The organism is Vibrio gigantis (assembly GCF_024347515.1).
In the GTDB taxonomy this organism is placed as follows: Bacteria; Pseudomonadota; Gammaproteobacteria; order Enterobacterales; family Vibrionaceae; genus Vibrio; species Vibrio gigantis.
Map to the genome: position 1 here is coordinate 775,010 of NZ_AP025492.1, position 19,525 is coordinate 794,534.

General features: G+C 43.7%; 20 protein-coding genes. 12 read left to right on the plus strand and 8 right to left on the minus strand.

Translation table 11 applies throughout. The features are described 5' to 3' along the window. The first annotated feature begins 80 nt into the window (after positions 1-80). Both tcdA and csdE read left to right on the plus strand, forming a co-directional pair. Positions 81-890 carry a tRNA cyclic N6-threonylcarbamoyladenosine(37) synthase TcdA gene (tcdA, locus tag OCV56_RS03435; protein ID WP_086715986.1) on the plus strand — a complete coding sequence of 270 codons (810 nt, stop codon included), beginning with the start codon at positions 81-83 and terminating at the stop codon, positions 888-890. Positions 891-950: 60 nt separating this feature from the next. After that, positions 951-1,379, plus strand: coding sequence for a cysteine desulfurase sulfur acceptor subunit CsdE (gene csdE, locus OCV56_RS03440; RefSeq protein WP_086715984.1), 429 nt, complete (start codon positions 951-953; stop codon positions 1,377-1,379). A 153-nt stretch (positions 1,380-1,532) separates the two neighbouring features. Here csdE and OCV56_RS03445 read toward each other — a convergent pair whose 3' ends face one another. The 4 genes from OCV56_RS03445 to OCV56_RS03460 all read right to left on the minus strand — a co-directional run bounded on the left by OCV56_RS03445 (position 1,533) and on the right by OCV56_RS03460 (position 5,456). After that, positions 1,533-1,886 (minus strand): outer membrane beta-barrel protein, encoded by a 354-nt coding sequence (locus OCV56_RS03445; RefSeq protein WP_228761239.1) that lies wholly within the window; start codon positions 1,884-1,886, stop codon positions 1,533-1,535. Between the two features lie 452 nt (positions 1,887-2,338). Continuing rightward, on the minus strand, positions 2,339-3,550 hold the full coding sequence (csdA, locus tag OCV56_RS03450) for a cysteine desulfurase CsdA (RefSeq protein WP_086715983.1): 1,212 nt from the start codon (positions 3,548-3,550) through the stop codon (positions 2,339-2,341). Positions 3,551-3,636: 86 nt separating this feature from the next. After that, entirely contained in the window at positions 3,637-4,530 is an 894-nt protein-coding gene (gene panE / locus OCV56_RS03455; RefSeq protein ID WP_086715981.1) for a 2-dehydropantoate 2-reductase, read from the minus strand. Positions 4,531-4,640: 110 nt separating this feature from the next. Beyond that, positions 4,641-5,456: a nucleoside-specific channel-forming Tsx family protein gene (locus OCV56_RS03460; RefSeq protein ID WP_086715980.1), complete on the minus strand. Its 816-nt coding sequence runs from the start codon at positions 5,454-5,456 to the stop codon at positions 4,641-4,643. Between the two features lie 589 nt (positions 5,457-6,045). Between OCV56_RS03460 and OCV56_RS03465 the strand changes: the two genes are divergently transcribed. Further along, the gene (locus OCV56_RS03465; protein ID WP_086715977.1) at positions 6,046-7,392 is read left to right on the plus strand and encodes a DUF4397 domain-containing protein; all 1,347 of its coding nucleotides are present in this window, start codon (positions 6,046-6,048) and stop codon (positions 7,390-7,392) included. A gap of 77 nt (positions 7,393-7,469) precedes the next feature. On the opposite strand, the gene OCV56_RS03470 is transcribed toward OCV56_RS03465, so the two are convergent. The 4 genes from OCV56_RS03470 to OCV56_RS03485 all read right to left on the minus strand — a co-directional run bounded on the left by OCV56_RS03470 (position 7,470) and on the right by OCV56_RS03485 (position 11,217). Then, a complete protein-coding gene (locus OCV56_RS03470) occupies positions 7,470-8,828 on the minus strand; it encodes an AmpG family muropeptide MFS transporter (RefSeq protein WP_086715975.1) in 1,359 nt (452 codons plus the stop codon). A 53-nt stretch (positions 8,829-8,881) separates the two neighbouring features. Continuing rightward, a complete protein-coding gene (locus OCV56_RS03475) occupies positions 8,882-9,430 on the minus strand; it encodes a peptidylprolyl isomerase (RefSeq protein WP_019823852.1) in 549 nt (182 codons plus the stop codon). Further along, a complete protein-coding gene (locus OCV56_RS03480) occupies positions 9,430-9,999 on the minus strand; it encodes a YajG family lipoprotein (protein ID WP_086715973.1) in 570 nt (189 codons plus the stop codon). Before OCV56_RS03480 ends, OCV56_RS03475 begins: the two co-directional genes overlap by 1 nt. A gap of 66 nt (positions 10,000-10,065) precedes the next feature. Beyond that, positions 10,066-11,217, minus strand: a complete 1,152-nt coding sequence (locus OCV56_RS03485; RefSeq protein ID WP_086715971.1) for a methyltransferase — start codon at positions 11,215-11,217, stop codon at positions 10,066-10,068. Positions 11,218-11,390: 173 nt separating this feature from the next. On the opposite strand from OCV56_RS03485, the gene bolA reads away from it, so the two are divergent. The 9 genes from bolA to nqrM all read left to right on the plus strand — a co-directional run bounded on the left by bolA (position 11,391) and on the right by nqrM (position 19,509). Next, a complete protein-coding gene (gene bolA / locus OCV56_RS03490; RefSeq protein ID WP_086715969.1) occupies positions 11,391-11,699 on the plus strand; it encodes a transcriptional regulator BolA in 309 nt (102 codons plus the stop codon). A 521-nt stretch (positions 11,700-12,220) separates the two neighbouring features. Further along, positions 12,221-13,561: a Na(+)-translocating NADH-quinone reductase subunit A gene (locus OCV56_RS03495; RefSeq protein ID WP_086715967.1), complete on the plus strand. Its 1,341-nt coding sequence runs from the start codon at positions 12,221-12,223 to the stop codon at positions 13,559-13,561. A 5-nt stretch (positions 13,562-13,566) separates the two neighbouring features. Continuing rightward, positions 13,567-14,811 carry an NADH:ubiquinone reductase (Na(+)-transporting) subunit B gene (locus OCV56_RS03500; RefSeq protein ID WP_048669180.1) on the plus strand — a complete coding sequence of 415 codons (1,245 nt, stop codon included), beginning with the start codon at positions 13,567-13,569 and terminating at the stop codon, positions 14,809-14,811. Further along, complete coding sequence (locus OCV56_RS03505) at positions 14,801-15,568, plus strand: Na(+)-translocating NADH-quinone reductase subunit C (protein WP_019823841.1); 768 nt, start codon at positions 14,801-14,803, stop codon at positions 15,566-15,568. Before OCV56_RS03500 ends, OCV56_RS03505 begins: the two co-directional genes overlap by 11 nt. Then, complete coding sequence (locus OCV56_RS03510; RefSeq protein WP_008223083.1) at positions 15,568-16,200, plus strand: NADH:ubiquinone reductase (Na(+)-transporting) subunit D; 633 nt, start codon at positions 15,568-15,570, stop codon at positions 16,198-16,200. Before OCV56_RS03505 ends, OCV56_RS03510 begins: the two co-directional genes overlap by 1 nt. A gap of 7 nt (positions 16,201-16,207) precedes the next feature. After that, entirely contained in the window at positions 16,208-16,804 is a 597-nt protein-coding gene (gene nqrE / locus OCV56_RS03515) for an NADH:ubiquinone reductase (Na(+)-transporting) subunit E (RefSeq protein WP_009848375.1), read from the plus strand. Positions 16,805-16,833: 29 nt separating this feature from the next. Beyond that, positions 16,834-18,060: an NADH:ubiquinone reductase (Na(+)-transporting) subunit F gene (gene nqrF, locus OCV56_RS03520; protein ID WP_010439056.1), complete on the plus strand. Its 1,227-nt coding sequence runs from the start codon at positions 16,834-16,836 to the stop codon at positions 18,058-18,060. Positions 18,061-18,233: 173 nt separating this feature from the next. Further along, positions 18,234-19,238, plus strand: coding sequence for an FAD:protein FMN transferase (locus OCV56_RS03525; RefSeq protein ID WP_086715965.1), 1,005 nt, complete (start codon positions 18,234-18,236; stop codon positions 19,236-19,238). A gap of 16 nt (positions 19,239-19,254) precedes the next feature. Further along, a complete protein-coding gene (gene nqrM, locus OCV56_RS03530; protein ID WP_009848378.1) occupies positions 19,255-19,509 on the plus strand; it encodes a (Na+)-NQR maturation NqrM in 255 nt (84 codons plus the stop codon). Positions 19,510-19,525 lie beyond the last annotated feature (16 nt).

The following is a 19,525-nucleotide window of genomic DNA, read 5'->3' on the forward strand; positions in this document are numbered from 1 at the left end:
CTAATCCCCTAGACTTTTTATTCAAGAGTGCGTATAAAACGCACTCTTTTCTTTTTCTCAGAAATAAATTGGCGGCAACAATGCGTGAATTGACCACTCCAGCTTCAGAAAACTATGACCAACGATTTGGTGGCACGCGTCGCCTATATGGCAATAGTGAAGTCGACATACTTAGAGCTGCACACGTGTGTGTGATCGGTATTGGTGGCGTAGGTTCATGGGCTGTTGAAGCGCTTGCTCGTACTGGTTTAGGTGAGCTGACGTTGATCGATATGGATGACGTGTGCGTGACTAACATTAACCGTCAAATCCACGCTATGTCGGGTACGATTGGCAAGAGCAAAATCGAAGTGATGGCAGAGCGCGTTAAGTTGATTAACCCTGAGTGTAAAGTGAACCTGATTGATGACTTTATTGGCCCTGACAATCAGGCTGAGTATTTGTCGAAAGAGTTTGATTTTGTTCTAGACGCGATTGATAGCATGAAAGCTAAGGCTTCACTGCTGGCTTATTGTCGTAGTAACAAAATCAAAGTGATCACTACGGGTGGTGCTGGTGGACAAATCGATCCGACTCAAATCAAAGTGGCTGATCTGACTAAGACGATTCAAGACCCGCTAGCCAAGAAATTGAAAGACACCTTACGTCGTCATCATAATTTCCCTAAGAATCCCGCACGTAAGTTTGGTATCGATTGTGTGTTTTCGACTGAGCAGCTGAAATACCCTCAAGCCGATGGCAGTGTATGTGCAGCGAAAGCGACAGCCGAAGGGCCAAAACGTATGGATTGTGCGACGGGTTTTGGTGCGGCAACGGTGGTAACGGCTACGTTTGGTTTTGTGGCGGTTTCACGTATCGTAGAAAAGATCGTTCAAAAGCATTCTAAATAAGTAATTATTAGAGACTAGACAGCAAGCTTTTGTGTACCTAACAATCTACTGGATATTAAAATGATGTCATTCCCAAGCTCTCCATTCGGCAAAGAAATCAACAGCAATGATATTGTCGCAAAAATGCAAACTTTCAGCGGTTGGGAAGACCGTTATCGTCAAGTGATTCAATGGGGTAAGAAGCTGCCAGTGATGCCTGATGAACTGAAAAGTGAACAGGTTGTGGTATCTGGTTGTGAGAGCCAGGTGTGGTTAGTTTCTCAGAACATAGAAGGTGTTTGGTACTTTTGCGCCGATTCTGATGCGCGTATTGTCCGCGGTCTAATCGCATTAGTGATGGCGGCATATGATGGAAAAACATCAGAGCAGCTACAAGCATTCGACATTGATGGTTATTTCGCAGAGATTGGCTTGATTACACATTTGAGCCCTTCCAGAGGAAACGGACTTAAAGCGATTGTTGAGCAGATCAAGAGCCTCTCCGCTTAAGCGTCAATCTGTTTGAGAACTCCTTTCTGTTTGAGAGCTTGTTCGTTTAAGAACTTCTCGGTATAGATAAGTAAGCGACAGTATCAAAAAGAAACGGTGCCCAATGGCACCGTTTTTCGTTTTAACGGATAACGGAATACGTTGAGAGAAGAATTAGAAGTGGAATTCAGCGCTTACCGCGTAGCCATTCTCGATAACTTTTGCTTCGTACATTGTGTATTCAAGAGCAACACGAGCAGGGCCAATCATTACACCCGCACCTACACCGTAGTAAACATCGTTGCTGTCACCTAGGCTGCTTTCAAAGTGCCCGATACCCGCACGACCATAAAGATCAAAGATAGTGATTGGCAAAGAAACTTTTGCGCTAGTTAGCCATGCATTCGAGTAAACGTGCTCGAAATCTTTGTGCGTATCGACAAAGTCAGCGTAGCCAGCCTCGATAGAAAGTAGGTCGTTGAATGCGTAACCCAAGTACAGGTTGCATCCGCTATTCTCATCTGTCATATCGATGTTTTCGACTCAGAATACAAGTAGCTTGCACCAATGTATGGGTCTGCTGAAGCTTGTTGAGCGGCAGTTAGCATTACTAGAGGAAGAACGATTGTTTTAAGTTTCATTGTGTTGTCTCTATCTAAAAGGTTTGAATTTAAAGTGCTATTCCGTCAGCTCTAGGTCACCCTTGTTAAATGGTGATTCTCGCTATTCAGTCACGATCTTTAACGTGGTATCGGTGATTAAACGAGAACGGGGTGCATTGTCGTTTTTTTCAGAAATGACGCATCAATGAAGTCTTAGAAATCAATAAAAACAGATAAGTGACATATAAAGAAAATATAAAATTATTACCTATCAATGGGTTATTGTTTTCAATTTAATGCTAAAAAAGGAACTATTTTTGAGGAGGGGGAGTCTGGTTCGAGGTCATTGAACCAGACATTAAGATCTTTGGTGGAGTTTTAGAGCATATCGACAGCTTTTTCTATCGCTGCGATCAGTTTGTCGACATCATCCATGTTGTTGTATATGCCAAATGAAACTCGCACGGTTCCTTTTACCTTGAGTGCATCCATTAATGGGTGTGCACAGTGGTGACCAGCGCGAACGGCAATGCCTTGTTGGTCAAGTAACGTCGCAATATCTTGATGGTGAACGCCATCCATCACAAAAGTAATAACGCTCGAATTGGGCTTATAACCGAGTATTTGGATGTCGTCCAATTGACTGAGTGCTTGATAAGTTTTGTGTTGTAGCTGGTGAATATGATCTTCCACGTCTTGTTGTTCAAACTGATTTAACCACTCGATTGCTGAACTTAAAGCGATAGCACCTGCTACGTTTGGTGTGCCTGCTTCGAACTTACCAGGCAATTCAGAAAACGTGGTGCCAGAAAAAGAGACTCGTTCGACCATTTTGCCACCGCCATGCCATGGCGGCATCGCTTCAAGCAATTCCAGTTTGCCGTAAAGTACGCCAATTCCTGCTGGAGCATAGAGTTTGTGCCCTGAGAATACGTAGAAGTCTGCACCCAAAGTGGCAACATCTACAGGTTCATGAACGATACCTTGTGCACCATCGACGACAACCACGGCGTTCATATCATGTGCCTTTTTGATAACTTGCTCAATCGGTTGGCGAGAACCCGTCACATTGGTTATCTGAGCCAGAGCAACAATCTTGGTTCGCTTCGTTAACAGTGTATCAAAAGCAGCAAGGTCGAATTCGCAGTCAGATGTCATCGGGATTTTGATGACTTTGGCACCGGTTTGTTCTGCTACGATTTGCCAAGGGACGATGTTGGCGTGGTGCTCCATTTCGCTCACCAGGATTTCATCGCCTGGCTGAAGGGTACTTCTAGCGTAGGTTTGAGCTATAAGGTTGAGTGCTTCGGTGGCACCGCGAGTCCAGATAATCTCTTTCGATGAGGCTGCGCCAACAAACTGAGCGACCTTGTCTCTAGCAGCTTCAAATTGGCTGGTGGCGTGTGCGGTTAAGCTATGACTACCGCGATGAACATTGGCATTCTGCTTGGAGTAATACTGGCTAATGGCATCAATAACTACCTGAGGTTTTTGTGTGGTTGCCGCGCTATCTAAGTAAATCAGTGGTTGCTGATTGATGGTTTGTGATAGTGCAGGGAACTGCTCTCGGATGTGATTGATATCAAGCATCTATTCTTACCTAAATCTTGGAAATTGGTGCCAGCGTTGTGCTGAGTGGTATCATTATTTTATCGCGACTTGTTGATTGGCGCAGGCTAATCTTGTTTCTTCCAGCTACTTTCTTTTTCTTTGACTTGCGTGAAGAGTGTTTGGTTAACGGGAACGTCGATTTTATGCTTATGTGCTGTCTTTATTAGATAGCCAGTAATGAAGTCTATCTCGGTCCTTCTTTGATAGAACATGTCTTGTTTCATAGAGGAGTTATTCTTTGCCGTCGCTTGAATAACTTTGTTGACGCTAGTTTCCAATTCGTCGGACGAGCAACTAATGCCCTCAGCCTGCATAACTTGTGTTAACTCTTCAATGATTGCGGCTAGAGTATTACCAAAGCGTGGTTCGGACAGCTCTCCATTCTTGATTTGCTCGAGACCAGTTAGCGGGTTGATTGCACAATTGATCGCGAGTTTGGTCCACAAAGCGGTATTTATTTCTGGGTTCCAGCTGACGTCAGGTAATGCGTGATTAAGGACATCGACTAAGAAGGCGCATTTTTCCCCAGCTTGATTAAAAGCCCCTAACTGAGTTTGACCAGCACCAGTGTGAATCACATGATTGCGATCGGGTTTGAATGCAGCTTGAGTGGTGGTCGCTAATATAACTGGATGAGTATTAACTTGATCGGCTATAGCATCGACAGCGCCCATGCCGTTGTGCATGAACATTAAGATAGCATTGGAGTCGATATACTGAAGTAGTGGCGTGATAGCACCTTCTACTTGCCAAGCCTTAACCGTGACGATCACCAAATCACTCGTTGATAGCGTTTCGATATTGTTGTTACTGAAGGAAATTGAAGTTTGTTCGTCAAGAGATAGGTCAACAGAGGGAGCAGAAGAACGACTCCATAAAGACACATTATGACCAGCTTGAAGAAGTTTTATCGCCCATAAAGCGCCAATCGCTCCGGGACCAACAATAGTGATATTCACAGCAATACCGAGATAAGAAAGTAATGCTGCAAGGATAGCGAGGCATTAAATGAAAGCAATAAAAAATGGCACCCGAGGGTGCCATTTAGGAAACTTTCTTAGAAGTTCGATTAGAACTTGTAAGTTACTGCTACGTAGTGACCTACGCCAGAAGAATCAGCTTGTGAAGTTGCATCCCATGGAAGGTCTGCACCGTCTTCAAAACCGTATACATCGCTGTATAGCTTCAAGCCGTAACCAACTGCAAAGCGATCTGAGTGCCAGTAGATACCGTTGAACATTGCGCCGCCGTTGCTTACTTGAGCGTACTCATCTTTCATACCGAATTGGTAATCGATGTAACCTTGGTAAGAGATGAACGAACCGTTCTCGAAGAAGTAGAAAGGCTTGAACCAGTTAGTCGAGATTTGGAAACCATTCCAATCTTTTTGGTTTGAATCGTATGTACCGTAAAGGTTTAGACCCATTTTACCGAACCATGGAACCATTACGTCAGAACCAAGACCAACTTTTTGAGTGTTAACACCGCCGTTGTTACCATCCCACTCGAAAAGAGTTGAAAGGTATAGCTCTTCAACTGGGCCGAAAGATAGGTCTTTACCAGTTAGACCGTCAAGAGACATACGAGGAGCAAACTTCATGAAGATTTTGCCATCTTTGTCTGCTTTGTCGCTGCTTGAGTCTGATGTCAGGTTAAATACATCAACATAGCCGTAAAGGTCGAAGATTCCAGAGCGACCACCAAATTCCATCTCTAGGTAATCATGAGTAGATTCGTAAGGACCTTTCTCGTTGATTGCACCCATGATGTTAAACTGCATCCATTTGTAGTCGTTCTTATGGATGTCGCCGTCAGAATAATCAGCTGCCATTACTGGAGCAGAAGTTGCTGCAAGTAGGCCAAGAGTTAGAAGTGATTTACGCATAATGGAACTCTCTATGTTAAAAATGAATAACCCGCTAATCCATGCGTGTTTATGATGTCCGAATGCCGAGCATAATAGCGATTTTGTTCTCAAATAAAAGTGAGACGGAGTGAAAACTACAATTATTAAGGTGAGGTTGATCACACTAATGATCTAAATAATGGAACTTTAAGGTTCTAATGCATCTTGATGCACCTTGGGTTCTATTGATTTTGTGAAATTCGATTATTTTGTGGTTAAATCGGTGAAATGCTGCTCTAAGCAAACGATTCTACTAATTTGAGTGACACACATATCAAAATCAACAGTATTCTTTTCTATGTAATATTTCCCCAGAAAACGACGAAATCTCTCCTCAGTTAGATCCACTCTTTGATCTATTTTTGACCAACTCCGTAATGGAGGGGGAATCAATTGATGAATAACTCATGTGATGAGTAATTTGGTATGTGAGCCCTATTACTTTGCCAGCACAGGTATTATTGAGACAGTTCACAGCACTAAATACTGAGAGAGAGTATTTGAAGATTTTTTACTGAGCTTATCTTTTGTGCGACGAACGGGTCTAATTTTTTGGGAGAGAAGACCGATGAAATATTCACCATTACTCGCGGTAGCAATATCAGCTCTGTTCATTGTTGGGTGTGATAATGACGATGAACCTACTACACAGCTACAAGCTGTTCATGCGTCACCCGATGCACCTTTGGCTAATGTTATCGTCAATAGTCAGGCTCGTTGGACTGGCGTCGATTATGCTCAAGCATCTGGTTACACCTCAGTTGCAGAAGGGCAGACTTTATTGCAAGTTGACGTTCAGCTTCCGGGAGAGGCCGTCACAACCGTCATACCTCAAAGCCAATTTAATCTTAGCCAAGATTTAGATTATACGGTGATGGTGGTGGGCGATGCTGATGGATCGAATAACCCTGTAGAAGCTTTGGTTGTGACTCGCCCTGCTGCGGGCACGGCAACGAGTTCAAGTTTAGATGTGCAAGTAGTACACGCCGCGACAGGTGTTGGCGATGTAAACCTGTATGTTACTGGCCCTAGTGATCCATTAGGTGCACCGTTAGGGACTTTGGCTTATAAAGATTTTACCGATGTACTCAATATTCCTGCTGGTCAATATCGTGTGAGATTAGAAACAGTAAGCGGTAGTGCTATCGCATTTGATTCAGGAGAGATTACTCTCCCTGCTGGTAGCGAACTGACCATTGCAGCCGTACCAAGAGCAGATTCTAATAGTGCTTCACCTGTTAAGTTGATGGTAATGGATGGTTCGGGCTCATCTTTAATCTACGACATGGCAGAAGCTGCCGAAGTAAGAGTAGGGCATTTAGTTGATGGTGCTCCGGTTGTAGATCCATTTGTCAATGGTTCGGCTTTTGCACCTTTAGCTGATTTGATGTTCAAGGAAATCCGAGGATTTATCGATTTGGCTGTCGGAAGCTACGATATTGATATCTTTGCAGATGGTACTACGACTAATGCATTGATTGATGCGGATGGTATCGCCGTCTTCGCCGGTATGGACTATAGCATCTATGCGGTAGGGACAGTAACGCCGCTGAATTTAGAAGCATTAGTCGTTCCTGAAAATCGTCGTCCGGTTGCAACTAGCGCAGTGTTGAACATTACTCATGCTGCGGCTAATCCAATTGCAGCGTCGGTTGATATTTACTTGACTGAAAATGTGGGAATCTCTGGTAGTACCCCGGCGCAAAATAATGTGAAATTCAAAGATTACGCGAATGGTATTTATGTGGCTGCAGGAACTTACTATGTGACGATTACTGTCGCAGGAGACCCAACAACTGTTGCGATTGATTCTGCACCTGCAACCTTGGCTGATGGCGTAGTTTATCAAGTGGTGGCGATTGATGATTCGATGGGAACTGGGTTTAACCTAATCGTGAGCGACACAACAGATTAGCTTTTATTAGATTGGTCGCGACAAAGTAAAAGAGGGTAGCGTGACGCTACCCTCTTTTCTTTTACTTTTTTGTTCAATTACTCTTGGTTGTTTTTAGCTTTTTCTAATAAATCAGTGAAAAAGTGGCGCAACGAATAGAGCATGATCAAGCTTGGTATCACCATTAATGACGTCAATATAAAGAAGGTTGACCAATCATTCAGGTAATCGACGAGCTCGCCACTGAATGAAGCCAGTGTTGTTCGACCGAAGTTGCCCAAGGACGCTAACAAGGCATATTGTGTCGCTGAGAACGCTTGTCCGGTTAGTAGCGTTAAGAAAGAAACAAAAGCTACTGTTGAAAAGGCGGTCGTGAAATTATCGACAATAATCGTGGCCAAGAACAGCGTTTCACTTGGGCCCGCTTGAGCGATCCACGCGAACATAAGATTACTGGCTGCCATTGCAACACCGCCAATCATGAGTCCGCGTACAATACCAAATTTCACATTGAAGACACTGCCTAATAAGGTGAAGAATATTGTCGCACCCCAACCAATTAACTTTGAATAATGGCCGATTTGTTCGTTACTAAAACCTATTTCTTTATAGAAGGTGATCGACATACGGCCTAAGAAGGCTTCGCCTATCTTAAATAGGAATACGAACAACAGTAGGGTAATGGCAACTTGAACTCCGTTTCGTTTAAAGAAGTCATAAAACGGTTCTAACACGGTAACACTGAACCAAGCCACGACTTTCGAACCCACAACTTTATTGTGGCGTTGCTGGGCCTGTTCTTGCAGGGCCTCGCGTTGTGTATTTGGCTCGCCGACAAAAAGCGTAAACAGCATTAATACGACAACGACGCCTGCCATGCCGTAATAAACACCATTCCAACCGATTGAGTCAGCATTGATAAAGGCGAGGTAACCCGGTAGGGAATAACCAGTCCACCAGCCAACTACGGCCATTGCTGACGCTTGTGGCAGTTTCGATGATTCAGATTTTGGAAACGAATCGATACGGAAGGCATCAATCGCAATGTCTTGAGTTGCAGACGCAATCGCAATGCCCAATGCAAGCATTGAGGTGAACATCAGGTCATTAGCAGGGTTTACTCCAGCAATGAACAGCGTGCATACGAGAACAAAGCTTTGGCATAGAAATATCCAACTGCGTCGTTGACCTAGTATCGCGTGTAAGATTGGCAGTTTGACTCTGTCTACCAATGGTGCCCATAAAAAGTTAATCGCATAGACGGCAAATACACTACCAAAGTAGCCGATTGCCGCACGTGTTAAACCTGCATCTTTTAGCCAACCAGACATGTTGGATCCAATAAGAACCCATGGGAAGCCGCTCGAACAACCCAGCATAAACACCCAAAGTAGGCGTTTATCAAGGTAACTGCGGAAAGTCTGCATCCAAGAAAGAGAGGGAGTGCCTGATGACATAGGGCGTCCTTGTATAGAAAAACGCCCTTAAGAAATAAGGGCGTTACATTGGATTACTTAAGAAGGGTCACTTTGGTGATGACGATTGGGTCGACTGGGATGTCTGACATGCGGCCCATTCGCTTGGTTGGAATCGTTGCCATCTTTTGAACAACGTCAAAACCTTCAGTTACTTTGCCGAATACAGCATAGCCTGGGTTACCACCTTTAGCGTTTAAGAAATCGTTGTCAGAGAAGTTAATGAAAAACTGACGAGTTGCAGAATCTGGAGCATTGGTACGAGCCATAGCGATGGTTGCTGTATCGTTTTTCAGGCCATTACTACCTTCGTTCTTGATAGGAGCATAAGTCGCTTGTTGATTCATCTCTTGATCGAAACCACCACCTTGTGCCATGAAACCAGGAATAACTCGGTGGAAGATAGTGCCTTCATAGCTGCCGTCAGCAACGTATTTTAGAAAGTTCTCAGCACTAACTGGTGCTTGCTCTTGGTTAAGCTCAATTGTGAAGTCGCCTAATGTTGTCTCTACGTTCACTTTAGGGCCAGCCCAAACGCTCACGCTCACCAGCATTAATGCGATAGAAGATAAAATACGACCCATTAGAAACGTTCCTTCATGTAAGTTTGCAGTTCTTGGTCATTGGCGATCTCCTTGAGCACTAAGTCGATAACATCGTTAAGTACCATTGCGATATCGTCGTTTGATGCACTTAATGCACCAGTGCGAGTTGCTGTGCCATTGAATGTCTTAACCAGTTTGCCTTCTGGTGTTTCAGCCGTAACTTCAAGTGTTACTTTACCGTCCATTTGGTTTTCCATAATGGTGTGTTCTACGGTAACGAGTGCTTCTTGAATCTCTAAAACAACAGAGTTTTCGCTGTTTACGCTGGCACGAAAGCCTTGTGACTCAAATTGTTGAGCAATAGCGTTTTCTAGAGAGATACGCATGTTTTGCTTAGCGTGAATTGGCTGAATATTTGAACGGCCACTATCAACCAATGCAACATATTGAGCGGCACGAACATCTTTACTGGTTAGCGTGTATGTTTTGCCTTGTACAAGGTTGCTGGAGCTTAGTGAAGCTTCTGGCATTACATTGATCTGTTCTTGCTGAGGGGCTGAACATGCTGTCAAAGCCATAATAGAAGCAGCCAAAATCAGTTTTTTCATTCCTTTATCCTTTCTAAATTCACACCAGAAGCTCGGTATCTTAAATTCTTGTGAAGTCGCTTCTGCTTATTTATTAAAATTCGCAGGTTCTCTTGTTGCTTGTAATATCTCAAATTTTTGGTTTAGTTCAAGCGTTTCAACGTTAGCTTCACCAAATAGTCTTGCTAGTTTGACATCGTATCCGAGGTGTCGGTTGCCAATAACAATTAATTTGCCTCCATTGCTAAGAACATGCTTTGCATCACAGAACATTTGCCACGCAATGTGATCAGTAATTGCTTGTTGTTGGTGGAACGGAGGATTACACATCACTAAGTAGGTGCTGTTTTTCTTAAAGCCATCTAAACAGTTGTTGGCGATGAATTGGAAGTTACCTTCTTCACCAAGGTTGTCTTTGATGTTTTGGCGCGCAGATTCCACCGCCATAAAGCTTTCATCGACACAGGTGATACGAGCTTGTGGGTTTAATTGCCCAGCTTTTACACTCAATACGCCGTTGCCACAGCCAAGGTCGATGATATGGCGTAGCTCAGGATCTTGAGGGATGTGCTCTAGCATATAACGAGCGCCTTGATCGAGTGCTTCCCCTGAGTAAACATTTGGTAAATTTTTCAGGCGGATATCTTCACCGTCAACATCCCATTCAACAAAAGGCTCTACCGTTTGAATTGGCTGGCAGTTTGGAGACGAGAAGACTAAGCGGTGTTTTTTCTTCGCTAGCGATGTTTTGGTTTCGCCTAGGTATTTTTCGAACAGATTAAGCGTAGAAGTGTGAATCTCTTTTACCTTGTTGACGCCGATCACTTGGCAGCCTTCAGGTAAAGCTTGGCGTAGCTGGCTCAATTGCCAAATTAGGTGACGGTTTGTTTTCGGCAGCTGCATGATCACAAGATCGATACCGTGTGGGATATCATCCATGGTGTTTAAAAAGTTGACGCGATTGCATTGATTACGCTGTAAGTTTTTCAGGGCACCACGGTGAGAGATAAATGAGTCACTCATCATGGTGACATCATGATCTTTCGAGAACCATGCGGATAGGGCACCAAAGCTGTCGTTCATGATCAGGATGTGTTTGCCAGGTTCAAGGTTCATCTCTTCAACGTGACTGATCAGGTATTCGTCGCCCGCATCCCAAGCTTGAAGGGTTTCATTTGAACGTTTAGGGAAACGATGTAAGGTTAAAGTTCTATCGTGAAGGGTAAGTTCTGTTTTCATTGCTTGAGATACTTATGTAAGGAATAACAAAGATATTGTCTCAAATGCAGCCTGAACAAGATAGAAAAAACTCAAGCAAACCTACGCCATTCACTTGAAATACTCAGACACTCGACCTGTTAGGGTTTATACTCTCCCCACGGACAACGCCAATACGTTATTAAGGAATCACAATGATCCAAGAAGTTATCGAAACAAAATTGCACAATGAGTTTTCACCAAGTCATTTAAACGTGGTCAATGAGAGCTATATGCACAATGTTCCGGCTGGTTCTGAGAGTCATTTTAAAGTGATTGTTGTCAGCGATGTGTTTGAAGGTTTGCGTCTTATTGCTCGCCATCGAGCAATAAATAAAGCTCTTTCAGAAGAGCTAGCGAATAATATTCACGCATTGTCCATTCACACTTATACAAAAGATGAATGGATGAAGCAGCTAGATAACGTGCCAGATAGCCCTATGTGTATGGGCGGTGGTAAGTAATAGAACTCGCGAATATAGAAGAGGTGGCTATGCCGCCTTTTTTGTCGTCAAATTCATCTGTTTCTTGTTGTCATATCACTCAAACTGATGGTAAATCGAACGGTTAAAAATACCCACAATGAGTAATGTTTTTATTAACAGTGTTTCAACATAACTCGTAAAATATTAGTTTGTGACAGAGTATTAATCTCTTGTTTAAAACACGATTCAAAAGCCAATTTATCTGTGCGGCTCGTCAAATTTATACATATTTGAGAGTCCATATGCTTCAAATCTCACCAAATAAAGGCCGTATTCAAGTTATTGGTCATGGCATCAAGTTGTCAAAAAATGCTAGAATACGGCACCTGATAAATCTCACATAATCTTTGTGATGAGTTTATTAATGTAATGTTGCGATTTTGGTATCTCAAATTTACCAAAACCGGACACTGTAATGTCGTGTCTAAGGGCGATTTTAAAACGTCCTGAATTTACGCAATTAAAAGAATCTTTTTCCCGATAAAGTAGTGCAAGTGCGTATGATTACAATAAAGAAGGGTTTGGATCTTCCTATCGCAGGAACTCCATCCCAGGTGATTAATGATGGTAAGTCCATCACTAAAGTCGCCTTGCTTGGCGAAGAGTACGTTGGTATGCGTCCTACGATGCATGCTCGCGTTGGTGATGAAGTGAAGAAAGGCCAAGTTCTTTTTGCAGATAAAAAGAACCCAGGTGTTGTATTTACTTCTCCAGCAAGCGGTAAAGTTATTGAAGTGAACCGTGGTGCTAAGCGTGTTCTTCAATCAGTAGTGATTGAAGTAGCAGGCAATGAGCAAATCACGTTCAATAGCTATGAAGCTAACCAACTAGTAGGCCTTGACCGTGAAACGGTTAAAGCTCAGTTAGTTGAGTCTGGCGCATGGACCGCTTTGCGAACTCGTCCGTTCAGCAAGGTTCCAGCAGTTGATTCTGAAACTCAGGCTATTTTCGTTACTGCTATGGATACTAATCCGCTAGCAGCTGAGCCAGAATTAATCATTAACGAGCAGTCTGATGCTTTCGTTGCTGGTTTAGATCTTCTTTCAACTCTGACTAACGGTAAAGTGTACGTTTGTAAAAAAGGTACCAGCTTACCTCGTTCAGCTCAGTCTAACGTTGAAGAACATGTTTTTGATGGCCCACACCCTGCAGGTCTTGCAGGCACGCATATGCATTACCTATACCCGGTAAATGCACAAAATGTAGCGTGGAGCATTAACTACCAAGATGTTATCGCATTCGGTAAGCTTTTCCTTACTGGTGAGATTTACTCTGAGCGTGTTGTTTCTCTGGCTGGTCCAGTAGTGAACAACCCACGTCTAGTTCGTACTCAAATTGGTGCTAGCCTTGAAGAGTTGACAGACAGCGAGTTAATGCCAGGTGAAGTTCGTGTGATTTCTGGTTCTGTACTTACAGGTACTGAAGCAACAGGTCCACATGCTTTCCTTGGTCGTTACCATCAGCAAGTTTCTGTTCTACGTGAAGGTCGTGATAAAGAGCTATTCGGCTGGGCTATGCCTGGTAAGAACAAGTTCTCTGTTACTCGTTCATTCCTTGGTCACCTGTTTAAAGGTCAGTTGTTCAACATGACAACGACAACAAACGGTAGTGACCGCTCAATGGTTCCAATTGGTAACTACGAGCGCGTAATGCCTCTAGATATGGAACCTACATTGCTGCTTCGTGATCTATGTGCAGGCGACGTTGATAGTGCTCAAGCACTAGGTGCGCTAGAGCTAGACGAAGAAGATGTAGCATTGTGTACCTTTGTATGTCCAGGTAAGTACGAGTACGGTCAACTACTTCGTGAATGCCTAGATACGATTGAGAAGGAAGGGTAATTTTCATGGGCCTTAAAAAGTTTCTTGAAGACATCGAGCATCATTTTGAGCCAGGTGGTAAACACGAGAAGTGGTTTGCGCTTTACGAAGCAGCAGCGACTGTGTTCTACACACCAGGTCTTATTACAAAGAAAAGCTCGCACGTTCGTGATAGCGTTGATTTAAAACGTATCATGATCATGGTTTGGTTCGCGGTATTCCCAGCAATGTTCTGGGGTATGTACAACGCGGGTGGCCAAGCTATCGCAGCACTTAACCATATGTATGCAGGCGCTGAACTAGCATCTGTTATCGATGGTAACTGGCACTACTGGCTAACCGAAATGCTTGGAGCCTCCTTAGGAGCCGATGCTGGTGTTGGCAGCAAGATGCTACTTGGTGCGACTTACTTCCTACCTATCTACGCGACGGTATTTATAGTTGGTGGTTTCTGGGAAGTTCTGTTCTGTATGGTGCGCAAGCACGAAGTAAACGAAGGTTTCTTTGTTACTTCTATCTTATTCGCGCTTATCGTTCCGCCAACGCTTCCTTTATGGCAAGCAGCACTAGGTATTACCTTCGGTGTTGTAGTCGCTAAAGAGATCTTCGGTGGTACGGGTCGTAACTTCCTGAACCCTGCACTTGCTGGTCGTGCGTTCCTATTCTTTGCATACCCTGCACAGATTTCAGGTGACGTAGTTTGGACTGCTGCAGACGGTTTCTCTGGTGCAACTGCGCTTAGCCAATGGGCTCAAGGCGGTGGTAGCGCACTAATGAACGTAACATCTGGTGAAGCAATCACTTGGATGGATGCATTCATTGGTAACATCCCAGGTTCTATCGGTGAAGTATCGACTCTAGCACTTATGATTGGTGCAGCGATGATCGTTTACATGCGTATCGCTTCATGGCGCATCATTGCGGGTGTAATGATCGGTATGATTGCTGTGTCTACGCTGTTCAATGTGATCGGTTCTGATACTAACGCAATGTTCAGCATGCCTTGGCATTGGCACCTAGTTCTAGGTGGCTTCGCATTCGGTATGTTCTTCATGGCGACTGACCCAGTATCAGCTTCATTTACCAATAAAGGTAAGTGGTGGTACGGCATCCTAATCGGCGCAATGTGTGTAATGATTCGTGTAGTTAACCCTGCATACCCAGAAGGCATGATGCTTGCGATTCTATTCGCAAACCTATTTGCTCCTCTGTTTGACCACGTTGTAATCGAGAAGAACATTAAGCGGAGACTAGCGCGCTATGGCAAGTAATAACGATAGCATTAAAAAGACGCTGTTTGTTGTTATCGCATTGAGCTTAGTGTGCTCAATCATCGTTTCAACAGCTGCAGTTGTTCTTAAACCTAAGCAACAAGCTAACGCGGTTCTGGATCAGCAAACTAAGATCCTTGAAGTAGCGGGCATTGAACTTGCGGGTAATATCCCAGAACTGTACGCAGAGAACATTGAACCTCGTCTAGTTGATTTCGCTACTGGCGATTTCGTTGACGGCGACGCTGCTGCATACGACCAACGTAAAGCGGCAAAAGATCCAGCTCAGTCAATCAAGCTTTCAGCTGAAGATGACATCGCTAAGATCCTTCGTCGTGCTAACACAGGTACTGTATACCTTGTGAAAGATGGCGCTGAAACTTCTAAAGTTATCATCCCTGTTCACGGTAACGGTCTATGGTCAATGATGTACGCATTCGTTGCGGTAGAAACTGATGGCAACACAGTTTCTGGTATCACTTACTACGAGCAAGGTGAAACTCCTGGACTTGGTGGTGAAGTTGAGAACCCAACTTGGCGTGCTCAATTCGTTGGTAAGAAATTATTCGACGAAAACCACAAACCTGCTATTCAGGTTGTTAAAGGTGGCGCTCCTCAAGGTTCTGAGCACGGTGTTGATGGCCTTTCTGGTGCAACACTGACTAGCGTTGGTGTTCAACATACATTTGACTTCTGGTTAGGTGATATGGGCTTTGGTCCGTTCCTAGCAAAAGTTCGTGACGGAGGTCTGAACTAATGTCTAGTGCAAAAGAAATTAAAAAGAGCATCTTAGCGCCGGTGTTGGACAACAACCCAATCGCGCTACAGGTTCTTGGTGTGTGTTCTGCTCTTGCGGTAACCACTAAGCTAGAAACAGCATTTGTTATGACTATCGCGGTAATGTTCGTTACTGCTCTGTCTAACTTCTTCGTTTCTTTGATCCGTAACCACATTCCTAACAGCGTGCGTATCATCGTTCAGATGGCAATTATCGCATCATTAGTAATCGTGGTAGACCAAGTGCTTAAAGCATACCTATACGATATCTCTAAACAGCTATCTGTATTCGTAGGCCTAATCATTACTAACTGTATTGTAATGGGTCGTGCTGAAGCATTCGCAATGAAGTCTGCGCCAATCCCATCTCTAATCGATGGTCTTGGTAACGGTCTTGGTTACGGTTTCGTTCTTATCACTGTTGGTTTCTTCCGTGAGCTTCTAGGCTCTGGCAAACTATTTGGTATGGAAGTACTACCTCTAGTGAGCAACGGTGGTTGGTATCAGCCAAACGGCTTGATGCTTCTAGCACCTTCTGCATTCTTCCTAATTGGTTTCTTGATTTGGGCAATTCGTGTGTTCAAACCAGAACAAGTAGAAGCGAAGGGGTAAGGTAGTCATGGAACATTATATTAGTCTGCTAGTTAAATCGATTTTCATCGAAAACATGGCGCTTTCTTTCTTCCTAGGTATGTGTACATTCCTAGCGGTATCTAAGAAAGTTAAAACTTCTTTTGGTCTTGGTGTTGCGGTAGTTGTAGTACTTACAATCGCTGTTCCTGTAAACAACCTTGTTTACACACACATCCTGAAAGAAAACGCGCTTGTTGAAGGTGTCGATTTAAGTTTCCTTAACTTCATCGCATTTATCGGTGTTATCGCGGCACTTGTACAAATCCTAGAGATGGTCCTAGACCGTTTCTTCCCACCTTTGTACAACGCACTAGGTATCTTCCTTCCACTGATCACAGTTAACTGTGCAATCTTTGGTGGTGTATCTTTCATGGTAACTCGTGACTACAACTTTGCTGAATCTGTTGTTTACGGTTTCGGTTCTGGTGTGGGTTGGATGTTAGCTATCGTTGCTCTTGCGGGTATCCGCGAGAAGATGAAGTACTCTGACGTACCTCCAGGTCTACGTGGCCTTGGTATCACGTTCATTACTGTTGGTCTGATGGCGTTAGGCTTTATGTCTTTCTCTGGTGTTCAACTGTAGGGTAAGCACCCAGTAATAAGGAATAACAAATGCAAAGCATTATTCTTGGCGTAGCGATGTTTACCATTATTGTATTGGCTCTAGTGCTAGTGATTCTATTCGCTAAATCTAAGCTAGTACCATCAGGTGACATCACTATTTCAGTAAACGGCGACCCTGAAAAGGCGATCGTTACTCAACCTGGTAGTAAGCTACTTGGTGCCCTAGCTGGCGCTGGTATCTTCGTATCTTCTGCTTGTGGTGGCGGTGGCTCTTGTGGTCAGTGTCGTGTAAAAGTTAAGTCTGGCGGTGGCGACATCCTTCCAACTGAACTTGATCACATCACAAAAGGTGAAGCTCGCGAAGGCGAACGTCTTGCATGTCAAGTTGCTATGAAAACTGACATGGAGATTGAACTAGATGAAGATATCTTTGGTGTTAAAAAGTGGGAATGTACTGTTATCTCGAATAACAACGAAGCTACTTTCATCAAAGAACTTGCTCTAGCAATCCCTGAAGGTGAAGAAGTTCCGTTCCGCGCGGGTGGTTACATTCAGATTGAAGCTGAACCACATCACGTGAAATACGCAGATTACGATATTCCTGAGGAATACCGTGGTGACTGGGATAAGTTCAACTTGTTCCGTTACGAGTCTATCGTTAAAGAGCATTCGATTCGTGCTTACTCTATGGCTTCATACCCAGAAGAGAAAGGCATCATCAAGTTGAACGTGCGTATCGCAACTCCGCCGCCAAACAACCCTGACGTAGCTCCTGGTGTGATGTCTTCATACATCTGGTCTCTTAAAGAAGGCGACAAATGTACTATTTCTGGTCCATTTGGTGAGTTCTTTGCTAAAGACACAGACAATGAAATGGTCTTCATCGGTGGTGGTGCAGGTATGGCGCCAATGCGTTCACATATCTTCGACCAACTTAAGCGTCTTAACTCTACTCGTAAGATGTCTTACTGGTACGGTGCACGTTCTAAGCGTGAGATGTTCTACATTGAAGATTTCGACGGCCTAGCGGCTGCAAACGAAAACTTCGTGTGGCACTGTGCACTGTCTGATCCTCAACCAGAGGACAACTGGGACGGTTACACAGGTTTCATCCACAACGTATTGTACGAAAACTACCTGAAGGATCACGAAGCTCCTGAAGATTGTGAGTACTACATGTGTGGTCCACCAATGATGAACGCGGCTGTTATCGGCATGCTGAAAGATCTTGGTGTAGAAGATGAAAACATTCTACTTGATGACTTCGGTGGTTAATCCATTTAAGTGATTGATATCATGGCTGACTCTCACGAGTCAGCCATTTGTTTTTCTAAGACTATTTTCGACAACATACTGACTTATATAAGAAAGAGTAAGGCATTCAAAATACCTATTTTTACTCTTATTTTTCCTTATATAAATCCTCAACATTAGACAGGAGTAAGCAAGTGAGAATTTGGCTTGTTGCATTAACTTCTTTGATTTTTCTTGCGGGCTGTGAGCAGGCAAGAGAACAAGTGCATTTAAGTGGCCCTACAATGGGTACTAGCTACAATATTAAATACATCAATGGTGATGAGTTTCCTGAGTCTAACAAGGTTCATACCGAGATCGATCGTCTACTTGAAGAAGTGAATGATCAAATGTCGACTTACCGCGAAGACTCTGAACTCAGCCGCTTTAACCAACACAAAGGCGCAGATGCTTTTGAAGTTTCTGAACAAACTGCGACAGTTGTGAAAGAAGCGATTCGTTTGAACGGTCTTACTGAAGGTGCGTTGGATGTTACGGTTGGTCCATTGGTTAACCTTTGGGGATTTGGTCCTGAAGCTCGCCCGGAAGTGGTTCCATCAGATGAAGAGCTTGATGCTCGTAAAGCTAAGGTTGGTATTCATCACTTGAGCGTTGAAGGCAATAAGCTAACTAAAGACCTGCCTAATTTGTATGTTGACCTTTCAACCATCGCAAAAGGTTGGGGTGTTGATGTTGTTGCTGATTACCTTGATTCGATTGGTATTCACAACTACATGGTAGAAGTCGGCGGTGAAATCCGTTTGAAAGGTCTTAACCGTGAAAATGTTGGCTGGCGTATTGCCATCGAGAAGCCTAGTGTTGACGAGCGTAACATTCAAGAAATCATCGAGCCTGGTGATATGGCTATCGCAACCTCTGGTGACTACCGCAATTATTTTGAGCGTGACGGTGTTCGTTACTCACACATCATTAACCCAGAAACAGGAAAGCCTCTTCATCATAAAGTGGTTTCTGTGACAGTTTTAAACCCGTCTTCAATGACTGCAGACGGCTTATCTACGGGCCTTATGGTTTTAGGTGAGGAAAAAGGAATGGAAGTCGCAAACCAACATAACATCCCAGTGTTTATGGTGGTAAAAACAGCAGATGGCTTTAAAGAAATTGCTTCTGAAGCATTTAAGCCATACTTAGGTAAATAAGGTAAGCGAGATAATTATGAATACATTTCTGATTACATTTGGTGTTTTTCTTGCAGTAATCGCAGCGATGTCAATTGGCTACATTATCCAAAAGAAAGTTGTGAAAGGTAGCTGTGGCGGTTTGGGTGCTGTTGGTATTGATAAAGTATGTAACTGCCCTGAACCTTGTGATGCACGTAAGAAGCGTGAAGCACGTGAAGCTTACCGTGAAGAGAAGCTGGCTGAACGCCAACAAAAAGAAGCGGCTTGGAGTAAAGACCGTATCGCTTAATTGGTTGTGGTTATAG

Bases quoted from the DNA above. Each gene is read 5' to 3' on its own strand.
- OCV56_RS03485 (WP_086715971.1), bottom strand. From the start codon at position 11,217: ATGAAAACAGAACTTACCCTTCACGATAGAACTTTAACCTTACATCGT.
- OCV56_RS03470 (WP_086715975.1), bottom strand. From the start codon at position 8,828: ATGTCATCAGGCACTCCCTCTCTTTCTTGGATGCAGACTTTCCGCAGT.
- OCV56_RS03480 (WP_086715973.1), bottom strand. From the start codon at position 9,999: ATGAAAAAACTGATTTTGGCTGCTTCTATTATGGCTTTGACAGCATGT.
- csdE (WP_086715984.1), top strand. From the start codon at position 951: ATGATGTCATTCCCAAGCTCTCCATTCGGCAAAGAAATCAACAGCAAT.
- OCV56_RS03505 (WP_019823841.1), top strand. From the start codon at position 14,801: ATGGCAAGTAATAACGATAGCATTAAAAAGACGCTGTTTGTTGTTATC.
- OCV56_RS03475 (WP_019823852.1), bottom strand. From the start codon at position 9,430: ATGGGTCGTATTTTATCTTCTATCGCATTAATGCTGGTGAGCGTGAGC.
- tcdA (WP_086715986.1), top strand. From the start codon at position 81: ATGCGTGAATTGACCACTCCAGCTTCAGAAAACTATGACCAACGATTT.
- nqrE (WP_009848375.1), top strand. From the start codon at position 16,208: ATGGAACATTATATTAGTCTGCTAGTTAAATCGATTTTCATCGAAAAC.
- csdA (WP_086715983.1), bottom strand. From the start codon at position 3,550: ATGCTTGATATCAATCACATCCGAGAGCAGTTCCCTGCACTATCACAA.
- OCV56_RS03495 (WP_086715967.1), top strand. From the start codon at position 12,221: ATGATTACAATAAAGAAGGGTTTGGATCTTCCTATCGCAGGAACTCCA.
- OCV56_RS03465 (WP_086715977.1), top strand. From the start codon at position 6,046: ATGAAATATTCACCATTACTCGCGGTAGCAATATCAGCTCTGTTCATT.
- OCV56_RS03510 (WP_008223083.1), top strand. From the start codon at position 15,568: ATGTCTAGTGCAAAAGAAATTAAAAAGAGCATCTTAGCGCCGGTGTTG.
- OCV56_RS03460 (WP_086715980.1), bottom strand. From the start codon at position 5,456: ATGCGTAAATCACTTCTAACTCTTGGCCTACTTGCAGCAACTTCTGCT.
- OCV56_RS03445 (WP_228761239.1), bottom strand. From the start codon at position 1,886: ATGACAGATGAGAATAGCGGATGCAACCTGTACTTGGGTTACGCATTC.
- bolA (WP_086715969.1), top strand. From the start codon at position 11,391: ATGATCCAAGAAGTTATCGAAACAAAATTGCACAATGAGTTTTCACCA.
- nqrM (WP_009848378.1), top strand. From the start codon at position 19,255: ATGAATACATTTCTGATTACATTTGGTGTTTTTCTTGCAGTAATCGCA.
- OCV56_RS03500 (WP_048669180.1), top strand. From the start codon at position 13,567: ATGGGCCTTAAAAAGTTTCTTGAAGACATCGAGCATCATTTTGAGCCA.
- nqrF (WP_010439056.1), top strand. From the start codon at position 16,834: ATGCAAAGCATTATTCTTGGCGTAGCGATGTTTACCATTATTGTATTG.